At 66.7% G+C, this 16,214-nt stretch carries 16 protein-coding genes and 1 riboswitch; of the genes, 6 read left to right on the top strand and 10 right to left on the bottom strand.

The genetic code is table 11. From position 1 onward, the window contains the following. Nucleotides 1-77 precede the first annotated feature (77 nt). The 4 genes from ACSYDW_RS04735 to ACSYDW_RS04720 all read left to right on the top strand — a co-directional run bounded on the left by ACSYDW_RS04735 (nt 78) and on the right by ACSYDW_RS04720 (nt 3,822). Nucleotides 78-728 carry a TetR/AcrR family transcriptional regulator gene (locus ACSYDW_RS04735; protein ID WP_438337555.1) on the top strand — a complete coding sequence of 217 codons (651 nt, stop codon included), beginning with the start codon at nt 78-80 and terminating at the stop codon, nt 726-728. Beyond that, nucleotides 729-1,691: an ABC transporter ATP-binding protein gene (locus ACSYDW_RS04730; protein ID WP_438337554.1), complete on the top strand. Its 963-nt coding sequence runs from the start codon at nt 729-731 to the stop codon at nt 1,689-1,691. Continuing rightward, entirely contained in the window at nt 1,688-2,494 is an 807-nt protein-coding gene (locus ACSYDW_RS04725; RefSeq protein WP_438337553.1) for an ABC transporter permease subunit, read from the top strand. Before ACSYDW_RS04730 ends, ACSYDW_RS04725 begins: the two co-directional genes overlap by 4 nt. A gap of 104 nt (nt 2,495-2,598) precedes the next feature. Next, nucleotides 2,599-3,822 carry an MFS transporter gene (locus tag ACSYDW_RS04720; protein WP_438337552.1) on the top strand — a complete coding sequence of 408 codons (1,224 nt, stop codon included), beginning with the start codon at nt 2,599-2,601 and terminating at the stop codon, nt 3,820-3,822. Between the two features lie 108 nt (nt 3,823-3,930). Here the strand turns inward: ACSYDW_RS04720 and ACSYDW_RS04715 are convergent, their stop codons facing one another. The 7 genes from ACSYDW_RS04715 to ACSYDW_RS04685 form a co-directional block, all read right to left on the bottom strand. Continuing rightward, nucleotides 3,931-5,478 carry an amino acid permease gene (locus ACSYDW_RS04715; protein WP_438337551.1) on the bottom strand — a complete coding sequence of 516 codons (1,548 nt, stop codon included), beginning with the start codon at nt 5,476-5,478 and terminating at the stop codon, nt 3,931-3,933. A 576-nt stretch (nt 5,479-6,054) separates the two neighbouring features. Continuing rightward, on the bottom strand, nt 6,055-6,600 hold the full coding sequence (locus ACSYDW_RS04710; RefSeq protein WP_438337550.1) for an OsmC family protein: 546 nt from the start codon (nt 6,598-6,600) through the stop codon (nt 6,055-6,057). A gap of 39 nt (nt 6,601-6,639) precedes the next feature. Next, nucleotides 6,640-6,758, bottom strand: a riboswitch (SAM riboswitch). Between the two features lie 144 nt (nt 6,759-6,902). Then, on the bottom strand, nt 6,903-7,241 hold the full coding sequence (locus ACSYDW_RS04705; protein WP_438337549.1) for a hypothetical protein: 339 nt from the start codon (nt 7,239-7,241) through the stop codon (nt 6,903-6,905). 181 nt (nt 7,242-7,422) lie between these two features. Then, nucleotides 7,423-7,680 (bottom strand): DUF4190 domain-containing protein, encoded by a 258-nt coding sequence (locus ACSYDW_RS04700; RefSeq protein WP_438337548.1) that lies wholly within the window; start codon nt 7,678-7,680, stop codon nt 7,423-7,425. A gap of 42 nt (nt 7,681-7,722) precedes the next feature. Further along, nucleotides 7,723-8,217, bottom strand: a complete 495-nt coding sequence (locus ACSYDW_RS04695; RefSeq protein ID WP_438337547.1) for a MarR family winged helix-turn-helix transcriptional regulator — start codon at nt 8,215-8,217, stop codon at nt 7,723-7,725. Nucleotides 8,218-8,339: 122 nt separating this feature from the next. Beyond that, nucleotides 8,340-8,852 carry a MarR family winged helix-turn-helix transcriptional regulator gene (locus ACSYDW_RS04690; protein WP_438337546.1) on the bottom strand — a complete coding sequence of 171 codons (513 nt, stop codon included), beginning with the start codon at nt 8,850-8,852 and terminating at the stop codon, nt 8,340-8,342. A 1-nt stretch (nt 8,853) separates the two neighbouring features. Beyond that, a complete protein-coding gene (locus ACSYDW_RS04685) occupies nt 8,854-10,515 on the bottom strand; it encodes an MDR family MFS transporter (protein WP_438337944.1) in 1,662 nt (553 codons plus the stop codon). A 257-nt stretch (nt 10,516-10,772) separates the two neighbouring features. On the opposite strand from ACSYDW_RS04685, the gene ACSYDW_RS04680 reads away from it, so the two are divergent. Continuing rightward, the gene (locus tag ACSYDW_RS04680) at nt 10,773-11,204 is read left to right on the top strand and encodes a VOC family protein (protein WP_438337545.1); all 432 of its coding nucleotides are present in this window, start codon (nt 10,773-10,775) and stop codon (nt 11,202-11,204) included. Nucleotides 11,205-11,240: 36 nt separating this feature from the next. On the opposite strand, the gene ACSYDW_RS04675 is transcribed toward ACSYDW_RS04680, so the two are convergent. The 3 genes from ACSYDW_RS04675 to ACSYDW_RS04665 form a co-directional block, all read right to left on the bottom strand. Next, nucleotides 11,241-12,071, bottom strand: a complete 831-nt coding sequence (locus ACSYDW_RS04675; RefSeq protein ID WP_438337544.1) for an SDR family NAD(P)-dependent oxidoreductase — start codon at nt 12,069-12,071, stop codon at nt 11,241-11,243. Between the two features lie 46 nt (nt 12,072-12,117). Continuing rightward, nucleotides 12,118-12,834 (bottom strand): helix-turn-helix transcriptional regulator, encoded by a 717-nt coding sequence (locus ACSYDW_RS04670; RefSeq protein WP_438337543.1) that lies wholly within the window; start codon nt 12,832-12,834, stop codon nt 12,118-12,120. A gap of 65 nt (nt 12,835-12,899) precedes the next feature. Beyond that, complete coding sequence (locus ACSYDW_RS04665; protein WP_438337943.1) at nt 12,900-14,060, bottom strand: proline racemase family protein; 1,161 nt, start codon at nt 14,058-14,060, stop codon at nt 12,900-12,902. A gap of 457 nt (nt 14,061-14,517) precedes the next feature. On the opposite strand from ACSYDW_RS04665, the gene ACSYDW_RS04660 reads away from it, so the two are divergent. After that, nucleotides 14,518-16,212, top strand: coding sequence for an ABC transporter substrate-binding protein (locus ACSYDW_RS04660; RefSeq protein WP_438337542.1), 1,695 nt, complete (start codon nt 14,518-14,520; stop codon nt 16,210-16,212). Nucleotides 16,213-16,214 lie beyond the last annotated feature (2 nt).

The raw sequence follows: 16,214 nt of genomic DNA, 5'->3' as shown, positions 1-16,214 counted from the left end.
GCCCGCGGGAGAAATGATCCGCTTGTTGTTACCTTTGGCCCTTACCAAAGATTGAACAAGCGTTTAGCATCTTGAACATGCGTACAGTCAGCGAAGACCTGACCACGAGGTCCCGGATCAGGGACGCGGCCATCGGCCTTTTTAGCCGGCAGGGCTTTGCGCCCACCACCATCCGCGACATCGCCGCGGCAGCCGAGGTCAGCCCGGGGCTGGTGATCCACCACTTCGCCTCGAAGTCGGGCCTGCGGGAAGCCTGCGACAAACACATCCTGGGTACCAGCTCGCGGCGGGCCACCGACAAGGCGGACGTCGCCTCCCTGCGCGCGCTGATGGCCGAATACCTCGCCAAGCCCGACACCTACCTGGCCGAGACCGCCTACATCCGCCAGTCCATCCTTGACGACTCGGAGCTGGGCGACGCCTTCTTCGACGCGCTGGTCGGAATGACGCAGGACATGCTTGAGGCAGGAGCCGCGAACGGAAGCATGCGCCGGCTGGAGGATGCCCGGGCCGCCGCAGTGGTGCTTGCGGCAAACTCCCTGGGCATGCTGGTACTCGGCCGGCACGTGGCCCGCAGCCTCGGGCAGCAGGAATTCGGCGTCGACACTCTCAACCTCCTCGGCGTCCCCGTGATCGACCTGTACACACACCCGCTGTACACGGACGAGCGCTTCCTTGACGCCGCCCGCGATGCCATCCGCACCGCCGAGAACCCCGAGGAGCACTGAATGGATCCCGCCATCGACGTCACGGGCCTGCGCAAGAAGTTCGGCGGCAGGGAGGTTCTGCACTCCATCGATTTCAGCGTGCGCGCCGGCAGCATCTTCGGGGTCATCGGCCCCAACGGCGCCGGCAAGACCACCACCATGCGTTGCCTGCTGGACATCATCCGGCCCAGCGGCGGGCACATCGCGGTCCTCGGGCAGGACCCTGTCGCAGGAGGCCCCGGGCTGCGCCGGCGGATCGGCTACCTGCCCGGCGAGCTGGTGCTCGAAGGCCGGACCACCGGGCGGAAGATCCTCGAGCACTTTGCGGCAATCAGCGGTCCGGTGAAGCCCGGGGCCATCGAGGAGCTGGCCGGGCGGTTGGGCCTGGACCTGGACAACCAGGCCCGCCGGCTGTCCAAGGGCAACAAGCAGAAACTCGGAATCGTCCAGGCCTTCATGCACGAACCGGAGCTGCTGGTCCTGGACGAACCGACAAGCGGCCTGGACCCCCTGATGCAGCGTGAGTTCCTGGCGCTGGTCAGGGAGGCCAAGGACAGGGGCCAGACGGTGTTCCTCTCCTCGCACGTGCTCAGCGAGATCCAGCAGGCGGCCGACGAAGTGGCGATCCTGCGCGAGGGGTCGATCGCCACGGTGTCCACCGTCGAGGACCTGCGTGAAAGTGCCATCCGCCGCGTGCGGGTGCTCTTCCCGGGACACGACCCGGCCGGTGTGCGCGAGCTGTGCGCCGGCATCCCCGGGCTCCACGGGCTCGAGGTCCGGCAGGTCCACGACGGCGGGCAGCGCGGGGTCATCGAGGCGCGGGCAACCATCGCCGGCACCGTCGAACCGCTGATCTACGTGCTCTCCCGCACCAGGGTCCTGGACCTGGTCATCGAGGAACCTGACCTGGAGGAAGCGGTGCTGAAGCTGTACTCACCCGATCCCGGAACCGGTCCCGACACTGCCCGGGCGGTGCGGCCATGAAGGCCCCGCGCTTCCCGGTGCTGCGCAAGGCACTGGCGGATTCGTGGCGCTCGAGCCTCGTCTGGGGGCTGGGGCTGCTGGCCGTCATGCTGCTCTACCTGCCCCTGTACCCGAGCATCGGGGGCAACGAGCAGATGCGCGGGCTGATTGATTCCCTGCCGCAGGAAATGGTCAAGGCGCTGAACTACGACCAGATCGCCTCCGGCCCCGGCTACACCCAGGCCACGTTCTTCGGGCTCACCGGTTTCCTGCTCATGTCCATCGCCGCCATCTCCTGGGGAGCCGCGGCGATCGGCGGGGACGAGGAGGCCGGGCTGCTGGAACTCACGCTCGCCCACGGGGTGACCCGGACCCAGGTGGTGCTGGAACGGGCCGCGGCGCTGGTGATCCGGCTGCTCGCGCTGGCGCTGCTGGTGCTGGTGGTGATCCTGGCGCTCAACGGGCCCGCGCAGCTGGGCATCGAGCCGGCGAAGGTGTTCGCCGGGGTCCTGATGTTCGTGCTGCTGACGCTGCTGGCCGGAACCGGGGCGCTGCTGGCCGGTGCGCTGGGCGGGCGCAAGGTGTACGGCACCATTGCCGGTGCCGGGATCGCGGTGCTCGGATACGTCTTCAACGCGTTGGGCAACCAGGGGGAGGACCTGCGGTGGCTGCACGGACTCTCGCCCTACCACTGGGCGTACGGAAGGCCGCCGCTTCTCGAGGGGGTTCCGTGGGACGCCGCCGCGGGCCTGGCGGGGTTAAGCCTGGCGTTCGTCCTTGCCGGGGTGCTGGCGCTGCGGCACCGGGACCTCGGGGCCGCCTAGCCCCCGGTGCCCGCGGGACGCCGCATGTCACGGGGGAGAAGGCCCGTTGGCTCCCGGTCATCCCCGGCACGTAACCTGTGAACATGCCCAACAAGGAATCACCAGTGGAAGACCGCCCGATCCAGCAACCCGTTCCCGGCCCGGTGCCGCGCGGATTCATGGTGCTCTCCTTGCTGGCCGTGGTCCTGGTGGGGTTGAACCTGCGGGCCGGCATCACCAGCGCCTCGGCGCTCTACCACGACCTGCAGCAGTTCCTGGGCTACGGCCCGTTCGTCGCGGCGCTGCTTCCCTCCATCCCCACCCTGGTCTTCGCCGCGGCGGGAACCGCGACCGCGTGGGTGGCCCGCCGCCTGGGCCTGAGCGGAACCATCATGCTGGCGCTGTGCATTCTGGCCGCCGGCCTGGGGATCCGAGGCATCCCCGCCACCTGGGCGCTGCTGGCCGGAACCGTCGCCGCGATGTGCGGCATCGCGCTGTGCAACGTGGCAATGCCGTCGTTCATCCGCGAGAACTTCGCGGGGAAGACCTCGATGATGACCGGGGTCTACACCATCACCATGTCCATCGGGGCCACCGCAGCTTCCTCGCTGAGCGTGCCGCTGGCCATGGCCGCGGGGTCGCCCACGCTGGGCCTTGCCGCCTGGAGCGTGCTGGCCCTCGCGGGCGCGCTGGCCTTCATCCCGTTCATCCTGATGGCGCGCAGCGGGAAGCCGGCACCCGATGCAGGCCCGCGGGCCAGCGTGCTGGGCCTGCTGCGCACCAAGCGCGGCCTGGTGATCACCGGGCTGTTCACCGTCCAGGGCATCCTGGCCTACGCGATCATGAGCTGGCTGCCGACGATCCTGGTCTTCCGCGGCATGTCGACGGCGCAGGCCGGCATCATGCTCGGCATCCTGCAGATCACCTCGATTCCGGCGACGATGTTCGTGCTGTGGATGGCGAACCGGCTCAACAGGTTGCGCTCGGCCATGGTGGCCTGCTCGGTGGCCGCGGGAACCGGCGTGGCGGGCCTGTTGCTGTTGCCGCTGGGCCTGGCCTGGATCAGCGCGCTCGCGCTGGGCTTCGGCTTCGCGATCTTCCCGCTGGTGCTGGTGGTGATCTCCCACAGCGGGGAAACGCCGGAGGAAACCACAGCCATGAGCACGCTGGCGCAGTCGATCGGCTACCTGGTGGCCACCAGCGGCCCGTTCGGCATGGGCCTGCTCTTCGCGCTCACCGGCGCCTGGACCGTTCCCCTGGTGCTGTTGCTGGGCGTGGCAGTGCTCCAGCTGCTGCTGGGCATCGCCGCCAGCGCCAACCGGAAACCGGCCCTGAAGCGCGTGCCGTAGCGGTTTCCACGCCACGCACACGGCAGGCCGCGGCCGCGCAGCCCCCAAGGGTCGTGCGCGGCCGCGGCCTGCTGTGCAAACTGCCGTTCCGGGTATCCCTTGTGGGGGCTAGCCGACCTTGGCGGCGGCTTCCTCCTCCTCGACGTCCTCGGGGCCGGAGAGGTCCATCTCCAGCAGAGGCACGACGCGCGAGTTGGTGACCTTGCGGTGGATGATCCACAGCGCCAGGAAGATCGGCAGGCCGATGTAGGAGGAAAGGACCTCCATGCCGCGCCCTGCCAGCACCGCCTCGTAGTTCTGGCCCGCGATCACCACGATCAGCACGGCGAAGGCCAGCAGCGGGCCGATGGGGAAGAACGACGCCTTGTACGGCAGGTCGCTGACCTTGTTGCCCTGCGCCAGGAATCCACGGCGGAACCTGTAGTGGGACAGGGCGATGCCCGCCCAGACAATGAACCCGCACAGGCCCGAGACGTTCAGCAGCCAGGCGTACGCGGCACCCTGGCCGACGATGGCGCTGAGGAAGCCGAAGAGGCCGACGGCCGCGGTGGCCAGCAGTGCGTTGATCGGCACGCCGCGCGAGTTGGTGCGGCCGAAGAGCTTCGGTGCCTTGCCGTCGTGCGCCATGGCGTAGAGCATGCGGGTGGAGGCGTAGAGGCCGGAGTTGCCTGCGGAGAGGATGGCCGTGAGGATCACTGCGTTCATCAGGGCCGCGGCGAAGGCGATGCCGGCACGCTCGAACACCAGGGTGAACGGCGAGGCGGCGATGTCCGCTTCGCCGGAGGAGAGCAGGCTCGGGTCGGTGAACGGGATGAGGCAACCGATCACGAAGATGGCACCGATGTAGAAGATCATGATGCGCCAGAAGACCGAGCGGATGGCCTTGGGGACTTCCTTGCGCGGGTTCTTGGCCTCACCGGCGGCAACGCCGACCAGCTCGGTTCCCTGGAAGGAGAACCCGGCGATCATGAAGACGGAAATGATCGAGACCCAACCGCCGTGGAAGACGTCCTCGCGGTTCTGCCAGTTGCTCAGGCCCGGGGAGGTGTCACCGAGGATGCCGACGATCATCAGCACGCCGGCGATCAGGAAGACCACGACTGCCGCGACCTTGATCATCGAGAGCCAGAATTCGCTTTCGCCGAAGGCCTTGGCCGAGAGGGCGTTCACGCCGGTGAGCAGCACCAGGAACGAGCCGGCCCAGATCCAGCCGGGAACCCCCGGGAACCAGAAGTCCATGATGATGCCGGCGGCCACGAGCTCGGCGGCCACGGTGATGGCCCAGTTGAACCAGTAGTTCCAGCCGATCGCGAACCCGAAGGACGGGGAGACGAACCGCGTGGCGTAGGTCTGGAAGGAGCCCGCCACCGGGATCTTCGCGGACATCTCGCCGAGGGACTGCATCAGCAGGAAGACCATCAGGCCGACCAGCGCGTAGGCGACAAGGGCGCCGCCGGGGCCGGCCTGTGCGATGGTGCCGCCGGATGCGACGAACAGGCCGGTGCCGATGGCACCGCCGATGGCGATCATCTGGAGGTGGCGGCTGCTTAGCCCGCGCTTGAGTTCGTTGTCGTTCTTGCCGGCGCCCGCGCCGGGATCGACGGTGCCACGCTGCACCGGCGATTCATTTTCAAGTGTCACGGAAGTTCTGCTCATGGGTGTCATGCAACACCACCGAGGGGCATCGAAGCGACTTTGCTCACAAGGCCGTCGTGTGCTGCTGTCGCAACCCGGCGGGTGTCTGCTTTCTCACATGGCGCGCATCCCTGTATTTGTGCGGTTTTTTGGGAGGGAAACCGGGCCGGTGAAATATACAGAGCGTCGCCCGTGGTGGCCAATCCGAAGGCTCGAGCCACAGATGATCGAATGGATAACCTGGCCCTTGTTCGCCCCGAGGCACAGTATTGCTGATGCATTGCTAGCTTTCCGGCAGTGGTCTATCTGGATCACGACCATGCCGAAGTCGGTGATCTGGGCCCCCGGGGCCCGGAATTCTCGCTCGTTGATACCGTCCGGATGCCCGGATCCAACGACGCGACACTAACTATTATGACGGGCGTTCGTCACAAAAAGTGAATCGGGGCACCCTGTGGGGGCGCCTGAGGGATGCCCCGGCCGCGGCGGCCGGGAAGCACTGTGGTATAGGGACAAGCCGCCCGGATGCCGCACGAACAACGAAAAAGGGGGCCACCCGCAGTGTCGGCGGATGGCCCCCGGGGTGCCTGCCGGGCCCTAGCCGGCGACGACCAGCTCGACGGAGATCGGCGTGGGGTTCGCGACGATGTCGAAGACCGGGCAGTGCGCGTCGACCGCGGCCTGCAGCTCCTCGTAGCGTTCGCGGGTTTCGGGACCCGAGACCTTCACCGTGAGCCGGACAGCGCCGAAGCCGGGGCGCACGGATTCGTCGATGCCGAAGAGCCCGCGCACATCGAGGTCCGCCGCGGCGTCGATCTCCAGCGAATCGATCTTGAGCCCCAGCTGGTGGGCGTAGAGGCGGTAGACGACCACCTGGCAGGCGATCAGCGCGCCGAGCGCGTACTCGACGGGGCTCGCAGCCGCGTCGTCCCCGGCCAGGCCGACGGGCTCGTCGACCAGGAAGCGGTGCTTGCCCGCCGTCACCTCGGTGGCCACCGAGCCGACGGCCGTGCCATTCGCCGTGAACGTCAGCGACGCGTTGGCGGTGTTTGCGGCGATGCGCCCACCCCACGCGTTTCCGGCGGCATTGAGCTTCTCGGCGCGCAGGAGGTCCGGGGTGGTTTCGAGCAGGGTCTCTGACATGGGGGATCGATCCTTCCGTGGTGGCGCGTGCCAATCACGTCGCCATACTTACGCCGGTCCGGTTGGACGGCGTCGAATCTTCACCTGGAGCACCCCGCTATGACGAAGGGGGTTGCCGTCCAACCGACCAGGGTCGTGAATGGTTGGAACTCGTGATTCTGGTGTCGAGTCTTCCCGATGCCCCGCCGCGGGGCAAGCGCCCGCTTCACGGGGCGTCATGCACCGCAGGCATGCCGGTTAACGGGAAACGGCGGCCAACCAGTGAAGCACTGGGTGAACCGCCGGATCGATGCAGCAGGGGGTTACGAGAAGCTCGCGGCGCCTGCAGCGGTGGTGGTTGCGACGACCATGAGGATGATGAACCCGACGATGGAGAGCAGGGACAGGATCGTGCCGATCCAGCCCGTCACCTTGCCAACGGTGGCCGCCACGTTGAGCTGTTCGGCCTGCTTGGCCTTCGAGATCGCGATCGGGCCGAGGATGATGCCGACGACGAAGAGCGAGAGGATGCCCAGGATCATCGAGGTCTGGGCGAGCTGGGAGCCGCGCAGCTGCTCCGGGCTGTTCTGGGTGTAGGCGGGTGCACCCTGGTACGGGTTTGCACCGTTGTACTGCGGGGTGTTGTCTGCTGGCTGGGTCATATTTCCTCCATGCGAAAGAATCTGGCACAAGTGATTGGTTTCCGGGAACGGTGTCCCCGGCTCTCGAGCGTACCGGGGTTTGACCACGAACTGGGGAAAACCGCGGGTGTGTACCCTAACGAAAAGGTCACATGTTCACCGTGCGGGCCCCTCGCTGCGGCCGCCCGGCGGCCGGGCCGGCCTAGAAGGCGGCGATGAAAATGAAGGGGATCAGCAGCAGGAGCGGGATCACGGAGAGGATCCACAGGATGGTCCCGACCCAGCCCGTTACCCTGCCGACGGTGGCGTCGGCGTTGAGCTGTTCCGCCTCGTTGGCCTTGTTGATGGCGATGATGCCCAGGACGATGCCGACCAGGGGGACGAAAATGGAGAGGATGCCCAGGATCATCGAGGTCTGGGCGAGCTGCTGGCCGCGCATCGGGTCGGGGTACTGGGTCATGGGTCCTCCTGTGCTGGGACCGGGGTGTCCGGCAGGTGTGGATCAGGCGTTGGCGTCGTTGGAATTCAGGCGGGCGAGCAGGTCGGCGAAGCGCTCGATTTCCTCGGGGTCCCAGGTGGACAGCCGTTCGCGCATGAGGTCCCGGGCCCGTGCCCCGGAGGCGACCCATGATTCGCGGGCGGTTTCGGTGACGCTGACCAGCATGGCGCGCCCGTCGCTTGGGTCGGGTTCCCGTGTCACCAGCCCCTGGGCCTGCAACTGCTTGATGGTCCGGCTCATGGTTGCCTTGTCAACGTGCAGCTCCGAGGCCAGCACGATTTGCTGCTGGGCTTCCTCCCTGACCAGGATCGAGAGCACGCGGTAGCCCAGCGGCTGCAGGTCCGGGTGGATCTCCAGGGCGCGCTTCCGGATCGCGGTGCGGGCCTTGACTGCCATGATCGAAAACTGCTTCTCGACCTCTTGCATCAGCGGTTCCAGCACCTGCTGGTCGGCGGTTCGCTCGGCGTCGGGGGTCCGCTCGGGGCTGGGGGGTTCCATGTAGTCAATGATAGTGCGTTTCCCGCGGTCAGCCGGAGGAAAACCGGTGGACGACGATGGCCCCGCACCCGGTTCCCCGAAGGGGAGCGAATGCGGGGCCGGGCGCGCGGTCCTGTGCCGGGTCAGTCTTCCTGCCGCAGCACGTCGCTGACGTTGAGCCGCGAGAGCAGCTCGGAGAAAAGCTTGATTTCCTCCGGGTCCCAGGTGGCGAGGCGTTCGCGAAGCATCGAACGGGACCGCGAACCCGAGGCGGAGAAACGACTCCGCGCGGGCTCGGTGATGCTGACCAGCATGGCCCGGCCATCGGCAGGGTCGGAGACCCTTTCGACAAGGCCCTGGCACTCCAGTTGTTTGATGGTCCGGCTCATGGTCGCCTTGTCGACCTCCAGCTCCTCGGCCAGCCCGACCTGGTGTCGGGAATGCTCCCGGACCAGGATCGAGAGGACCTTGAAGCCCAGCGGCTGCAAGTCCGGGTGGATGGACAGCGCCCGCTTGCGTATTGCCGTGCGGGCCCTGATCACCAGGGTCGAGAATTCCTTTTCAACCTCGTGGATCAGGCCAACGGAATCCGGATCCGAGCCCGGCGGTTCTTGGGAGGGAACCGCCGGGAGACAGGAGGAAGACTGGCTATCCATGTCAGCGCCCGGGAGCCGACTCGGCCTTGGCCGCATCGGCGGTGGAATCCGTCGCGATGGCCTCGGCTGCGTCGGCACCTGCGGGCTGTTCCCCGGCTTCGGCGCCGGCGGTTGCCTCGGCCTCCTCGACCTTGCTGCGTTCGGTGCGGGTCATCCGGCTCAGCGGCAGGTTCGGCAGGAACGCCACGGCGAGGATGGTCAGGAAGCCCAACGGCGCGGCAATGGCGAAGACGTGGGCCACGGCATCGCCGTAGACGGATTCGATGATCTGGCGGATCGACTCTGGCAGCTGGTTCATGGCGGGCATGGTGCCCGAGGCCAGCGCCTGGCCGACGTCCTTGCCTGCGGCGCCCAGGTGGGCCAGTGCGGCGGCCATCTCGTCCTTGCGTTCGGCGAGCATCTCGGGGATCCGCAGGGCCAGGATCGAGCCGAGCGCTGCAACGCCGACGGTGCCGCCGAGCGAGCGGAAGAACGTCACGGCCGAGCTGGCCACGCCGAGTTCCTTCTGCGGAACGGCGTTCTGCACCACCAGCACCATGTTCTGCATGACCATGCCGACGCCGGAGCCCAGCAGGAACATGTAGCCGGAGAGCACCAGGAAGTTCGTGTCGTAGTGGATGGTTCCCAGGGCGAAAAGGCCCACGGTCTGCATGACCGAACCGGCGACCACGAAGGCCTTCCACTTGCCGAAGCGCGAGATCATCGCGCCGGCGATGGTGGAGATGACCAGGACGCCGGCCATCATGGGCAGGGTCATCAGCCCGGCGCTGGTGGCCGTGGCGCCGCGGGCCATGATCATGTACTGCGAAAGGAAAACGGAGGTGCCGAACATCGTCACGCCGACCGAGAGGGAGGCGATGACGGCCAGCGTGAACGTGGCGTTCTTGAAAAGGTCGAGGTTGATCAGCGGCTCGGAGGCGCGCAGTTCAACGACCACGAAGGCGATCAGCGCGAGGACCGCGCCGCCGACCATCCATGCGGTGGTGGGGGAGGCCCACTCGAAGTTGGTTCCGGCCATCGAAACCCAGATGAGCAGCAGGGAAACGCCCGCCGACAGCAGGACGATGCCGAGGTAGTCGATCTTGACCTTGCGCTTGGCAAGCTCGGGCAGGTGCAGGGTGCGCTGGATCAGCCAGATGGCCACCACGGCGATCGGCAGGGCGACGAAGAAGTTCCAGCGCCAGTTGATGGTGTCGGTGATGAAGCCGCCGATCAGCGGCCCTGCCACGGTGCCCACGGCCATGATGGCGCCGAAGAGGCCCATGTACTTGCCGCGTTCGCGCGGGGAAATGATGTCCGCCATGACGACTTGGCTCAGCGCGGCCATGCCGCCGCCGCCCAGGCCCTGGAGCACACGCATGGTGATGAGCATGTTGGTGTCCTGCGAGAAGCCGGCGATTGCCGAGGCGATCACGAAGATCGCGAGCGAGAGTTGCAGCAGGAGCTTGCGGTCGACGAGGTCGGCAAGCTTGCCCCAGATCGGGGTCGAAATGGTTGTCGCAAGCAGGGTCGCGGTGACGACCCAGGTGTAGGAGGTCTGGCTGCCGCCGAGGTCGGAAACGATGATCGGAAGCGAGCTGGCGACGACGGTGCCGGCGAGGATGGACACGAACATGCCCATCAGCAGCCCGGTCAGGGACTGCATGACCTGGCGGTGCGACATCTGCGCCGGTTCGCCGGGGTGAAGCGTGGGGGTTTTTGACACGGAGGGTCCTCAAAAGAGCCATGAATGGTTGATTTGAGTCAACTATAAAATTATTGGTTGCTGTATGTCAACCAAATTGGCGTCCGTGTGACAGAGCGCACTGCGGTGAACCCTGGGCAAACATTGCCGCCGGCTCTTCCGCGAGGCCCGGCACACACGGCAGAATGGCAACTTGTTCCACTTCTTGCCCCACTTCAACGCGTCAGGAGAACAACATGGCCACGATCCTCAACCCCTACATCAGCTTCCGCGGGGACGCCCGGGCGGCGCTGGAGTTCTACCAGTCGGTGTTCGGCGGTGAACTGGACCTGCGCCCCTTTGCCGACTTCGAATTCGCCAAGACCGACAACCCGGCCGACGACGCGAAAATCATGCACGGCCACCTGCGCGGCTTGAATGGCCTGAACATCATGGCGGCGGACACCCCGGAATCCATGGAGTGGAAGGGCGGCACCTCCATCTCGATCACGCTGAGCGGCGAGGACAAGCAGGAACTGCAGGGCTACTGGGAAAAGCTGTCCGAGGGTGCGGCCATCGGCGAGCCGCTGTCGCAGGCACCGTGGGGCGACTGGTTCGGGATGCTCACCGACAAGTTCGGGATCGACTGGATGGTCAACATCGCGGGAGCTCCGGGCGCCGGGGCATAGTCCCAACCGCATGGACCTCCGCGTGTGCATGCACTCTCAGTCCGCGCCGAGCAGTTCCTCGCTGCGGTCCCAGAGGGAGGCCGCAAGCGCGGGGTCCGTGGCCTGCCGGTTGGCGCGCGCGACCTTGCGGCGCGTGAAGTACTCGCCCGCGGGCCAGTCGGCGCGGGCCGTTCCGTGGGCCAGCCAGACCAGGGTGTCCGCGCCCTTCGCGGGTGTGGCCAGGAACCGGGAAAGCAGTTTGTTGCCGTAGACGGCTTCCATGGAGGAGCCCGGGGCGCTCGAAAAGCCCGTGGCGACCACTCCGGGGTGGAATGCCGCGGCGGAAAGGCCCTGTGCGCCGTGGCGCTTCTGCAGTTCCCGGGTGAAGAGGATCTGGGCCAGCTTGGCGTTCCCATAGGCGCGGTTGGCGCTGTAGAAGCGTTCGGCGTTGAGGTCGTGCATGTCGAGCCTTGCGTACAGGCGGTTTGCCACGCTTGAGGTGTTGAGGACGCTCGCCCGCGATTCGAGCAGCCTGTCCAGCAGGAGCCGGGTCAGCAGGAACGGTGCAAGGTAGTTGACCTGAAAGGTGAGCTCGAAGCCGTCGTCCGTCGTTTCCCGAACCGGGGAGAAGATACCGCCGGCGTTGTTGGCCAGGACGTCGATGCGCCGATGCGTCGCAAGGAGCTCGGAGGCGAGGGCACGTACCTGGGAGAGGTCCGCGAAGTCGGTGACGTGGAACTCCGCGCCCAGCGGCGCTGCGACGGCGGCGGTCTTTCCCGGGTTCCGCCCGACGACCACTACCCGGTGGCCGTGTTCCGTGAGTTGCCGTGCGGCTGCGGCACCGATGCCGTCGCTGGCCCCGGTGATGACTATGGTCTTTCCTGGCATGTGGATCCCCTTGTGGCTGAAGAATTCCCGGCTCGTGCCTGCCAGCCTACGCCGCGCTCATGACCCCGAGCTGGAAGCGGCTCGTGGCCCCGAAGCTTCTTTGGATGGCCTGGACCTTGCGCTGGACCGTCCGCAGGCTGACGCCCAGGAATCGCGCTATCGACTCGTCGGTGAGGCCTGTTGCCAGCAAACGCAGGATCTCCCGCTCCTCGGTGTCCGGCAGGTCGGGGGCTGCCACGCGTTCGGCGGGCAAGGGGAATGCGGATCCCCAGACGACCTCGAACGTGTCCTTGAGCAGGGCGGCGATCCAGGGGCTGCGGATCAGGACGCCTTGGACCTCGCTCGAGTGGTCGGCGCTGAATATGAGCGCCTCCTCCCCGTCGCGGATGACCATGCGGGCTGGAATGCTCGACGAGACGCGTGCGCAGGACGGAGGCAGCGCGGGGGCGTGTGGCCCGAGCTTGAGTGCCGGGGGGTCGTAGACCACCCGGTAGTCGATGCCGCGTTCCAGCGCGTCCCGCCTGGCCCGCCCGATGTCCGCGGCACCGGGTGCGTGGTGCGTCCCCTCGCATGCCTCGATGGACCGGCGGGCCCGGTCGTGGAGCTCCGAGAACGCGGTGGCCAGGTCGTTCTTGGTGGTGAGGGGATCGATGCCCGGGTGGGGCAACGACCGGCGGGCCGCCGGGTTGCCGGCCGGTGCCGGCGGTTCGAAGGCCAGCGCATCGAATTGCCGGGACAGTTCGTGCAGTCCGTATCCGATCATCGGAATGTCTCCATTTCGTGTAAGCGGGTCCGGGGGCCGGCGCCGCCGGCGGGAGTCCTGCGGGTCTAGAACAGGGTGAAGCCGGTTCCCAGTTCATCGTCCGGGTTGAGGTCAAACTGGTGGCGCCCCGTCCGGTGGGCCATGCCGGTGACCACCGGGATGACGGCGGGGAACCCCGATCCGGACACGCCGTGCGGGCGAACCATGCCGATGAAGGTGGAGCCCACGATCGAGTCGTGTTTCAGGGAATTGTCCTTGAGTTCGCCGGTGGCGGCCAGGCAGGCCAGTCGTGCCGAGGTGCCGGAGCCGCAGGGGGAGCGGTCGACCTCGCCGTCGGCGAAGACCGTCATGTTGACCTGGTGCGGGCCCGTCGGGAGGTCCTTGAGCTTCTGGAACAGGATCGTTCCGTAGACGCCGCTCTGTCGCGCGTCGGGGTGCTGGGCTTCGGGCAGGTCGTTGCAGGCCCATTTGACGGCGCGGCCGATCGCACGCAGTTCGGAGTAGTTCTCCTTGGTGATCGCCAGGTCCAGCTGGGCCACGTCGAGGCAGGCATAGATGGCCCCGCCGTAGGCCAGATCGACGGTGTACCTGCGGCCGTCGACCTCGACCTTGAGGTCCTGTGCCACAAGGTAGGAAGGGACGTTCTCGAAGGTGACGCCCCGGACGATGCCGTCACTGGACTCGACGTGTGCTGCGACGCGGCCCGAGGGCACGTCGATCACGACGACGGTGGTGCCGTTGGGGTCGGAATCCACGATCCCCTCCTCGACGGCCCAGACACCCAGTGCCATGGTGCCGTGCCCGCATGCCGTCGAGTACCCGTCCTTGTGCCAGAAGACCGCGCCGAAGCTTGCGGCCGGGTCGTCCGGCTCGGTGATGAAGCACCCGTACATGTCGGTGTGGCCGCGAGGTTCCTGGACCAGCAGCTGGCGGACTTTTTCGGCCATCGAGCTGTTCTGTGCCGAGACCCGACGCTCCGCGACGGTCCCGCCGGCCAGCTCGCCGTAGCCGTCGGTGACGATCCGGAAAGGCTCGCCGCCGGTGTGGTAGTCGATGCTGCTGATCTGGATGGGTGCTGCCGTCATCGTGTCGAATCCGTTCTCATGCGTGCTCGTTCGGGTGGCCGTGTTCGCGGCGCGTTTGCCGGGGAACGGGGTGGAGCGGATGGGGCGGAAACCGCCGTCGCCCAAGGCTCCGGGTGCTGCGACGCCGGTCCCGGCGACCATGGTCACAACGCCATCTATGCAATATTACATTGCACTGATGGTTGAGTGTCAATGCCCCGCTTGGAGCTCGGGCGTCGCCGAATTGTTACTTGCGTCACGTCGATCCAGCGCCTAGGCTTCTATGCAATATCACATGACACATGGTTTTTGGCGTGGATGCGGCATCGCGCAGGGCCTGCCACCGGCATCCGCAATGACGCGGCGCCGGAAACCTGCACAGGCGCCGCGGCCGCATCCGACCTTGTGTATTGCCCTGCCTCGGGCCCGCGGCGAGCCGTGCCCGGCAGGCCGTGGACGCACCGCTCTTGCGGTGCCGTGTGATGGGTGGGCCGCAGGCGTGCGGCCCACGAATCTGGGATTCAGTTCCCGGGAAGCCCGCTTCACATCCAGCACCATCAATGACCGGTTCGTTGTGGCATCGACGCTGCCCCAACTTGCCCAACCATGGAGGAAACGCATGAAAAGCAAGAAACTCGTCCTGGGCCTTGCCCTGGCCTCGGCACTGCTGTTGAGCGCTTGCGGCGGCGGCAGCGGAAACACACCCGCGCCCGCACCAGGCTCCGGCGCGGAGGGAACCTCCGGAGGCACCGTCAGGATCATCGGCCCCGACTACTCGCACCTCGACCCCGCGATGGGCTTCGACGGTGGCGTCACCAACTTCTACCGCCTGATCTACCGCACGCTGACCACCAACTCGACCGAGGAAGGCAAGGCCGGGGAAATGAAGCCGGACCTTGCCACCGACCTGGGAACCCCGTCGGACGGCGGCAAGACCTGGACGTTCACGCTCAAGGACGGCATCTTCTTCGAGGACGGCACACCGATCACCAGCGCCGAGGTCAAGTTCGGTGTTTCCCGGGTCTTCGACCCGGAGATCGGCATCGGCTCGCCGTGGGCCAAGCAGCTGCTGGATGACGGCTCCGGCTACCAGGGCCCGTACATCGACAAGGGCAAGGACTTCAAGGCCATCGAAACGCCCGATGCCAAGACCGTCGTCTTCCACCTCAACAAGCCCTTCGCCGACTTCGGTTCCGTGGTCGGACAGAACAACTTCGCGCCGTTCCCCGTGGGCACCGGCGCCGGCGGTGCCTTCGACGACAAGCCCATCGCCTCAGGCCCCTACAAGGTCGATTCCTACACCCGCGGCGGCGACATGAAGCTCTCGCGCAACGAGAAGTGGGACGCGAAAACCGACACCATCCGTCCGGCCAAGCCCGACGCCTTTGAATTCCTGTTCGGGCTCGACATGGCAACCATCGATGAGCGACTGCTTGCCGGCCAGGGGGACGACAAGAACGCCTACCAGAGCGGGGCGATCCAGCCGGCCAACGTTTCCCGGCTGGTCGACCCGAGCGTCAAGGACCGTGCCGTCCGCGCCGAACCGGTCTGCACCATCTACATGACCATGAACACCACCAAGAAGCCGCTCGATGACCTGTTGGTGCGCCAGGCGATCAACGTCGCGATCGACAAGTCCAGCCTGCAGACCGCCGGTGGCGGCTCCCAGCTGGCCAAGGTGTCCAACACCATCATGCCGCCGACGCTCCTGGGCTGGCAGGACTACAACGCCTACCCGACCCCGGAGAACAAGGGGGATGCGGCAAAGGCCAAGTCCATGTTGGCGGAGGCCGGCTACCCGGACGGCATCGAACTGACCCTCGACACCCGGACCAACCCAAAGACCCAGGCCTACTCCGAGGCCCTGCAGCAGTCGCTGGCCCAGGCCGGAATCAAGGTCAACCTCAACGTCATCGACACGGCAACCTTCTACGAGGTCATCGGCACCACCAGCCAGCAGCACGACCTGGCCATCACCGGCTGGTGCCCGGACTGGGCCTCGGGACAGACTTTCCTGCCGCCGATCCTTGACGGCCGGAACATCCTGCCCAAGGGCAACTCCAACCACGCGCAGCTCGATGACCCGGCGATCAACAAGCGCATGGACGAGATCGCCGCCATGACCGATGTCGCAGCGGCCAACAAGGCCTACGGCGAACTGGACAAGCAGATCATGGAATCAGCGGCGCCCATGGTGCCGCTGGTCTACGAAAACAACGTCCAGTTGCACGGCAGCAACGTCGATCCCGGCGTTGTCGGGTTCAACGCGGGCGCCGACCTCGTCACGCTCAGCCTGATCGACCCGGGCAAGTAAAG

Source organism: Paeniglutamicibacter selenitireducens (genome assembly GCF_051550675.1).
GTDB lineage: Bacteria > Actinomycetota > Actinomycetes > Actinomycetales > Micrococcaceae > Paeniglutamicibacter.
Note: the sequence above shows the minus strand (reverse complement) of the source record. Positions and strands in the feature narration are given on the sequence as shown.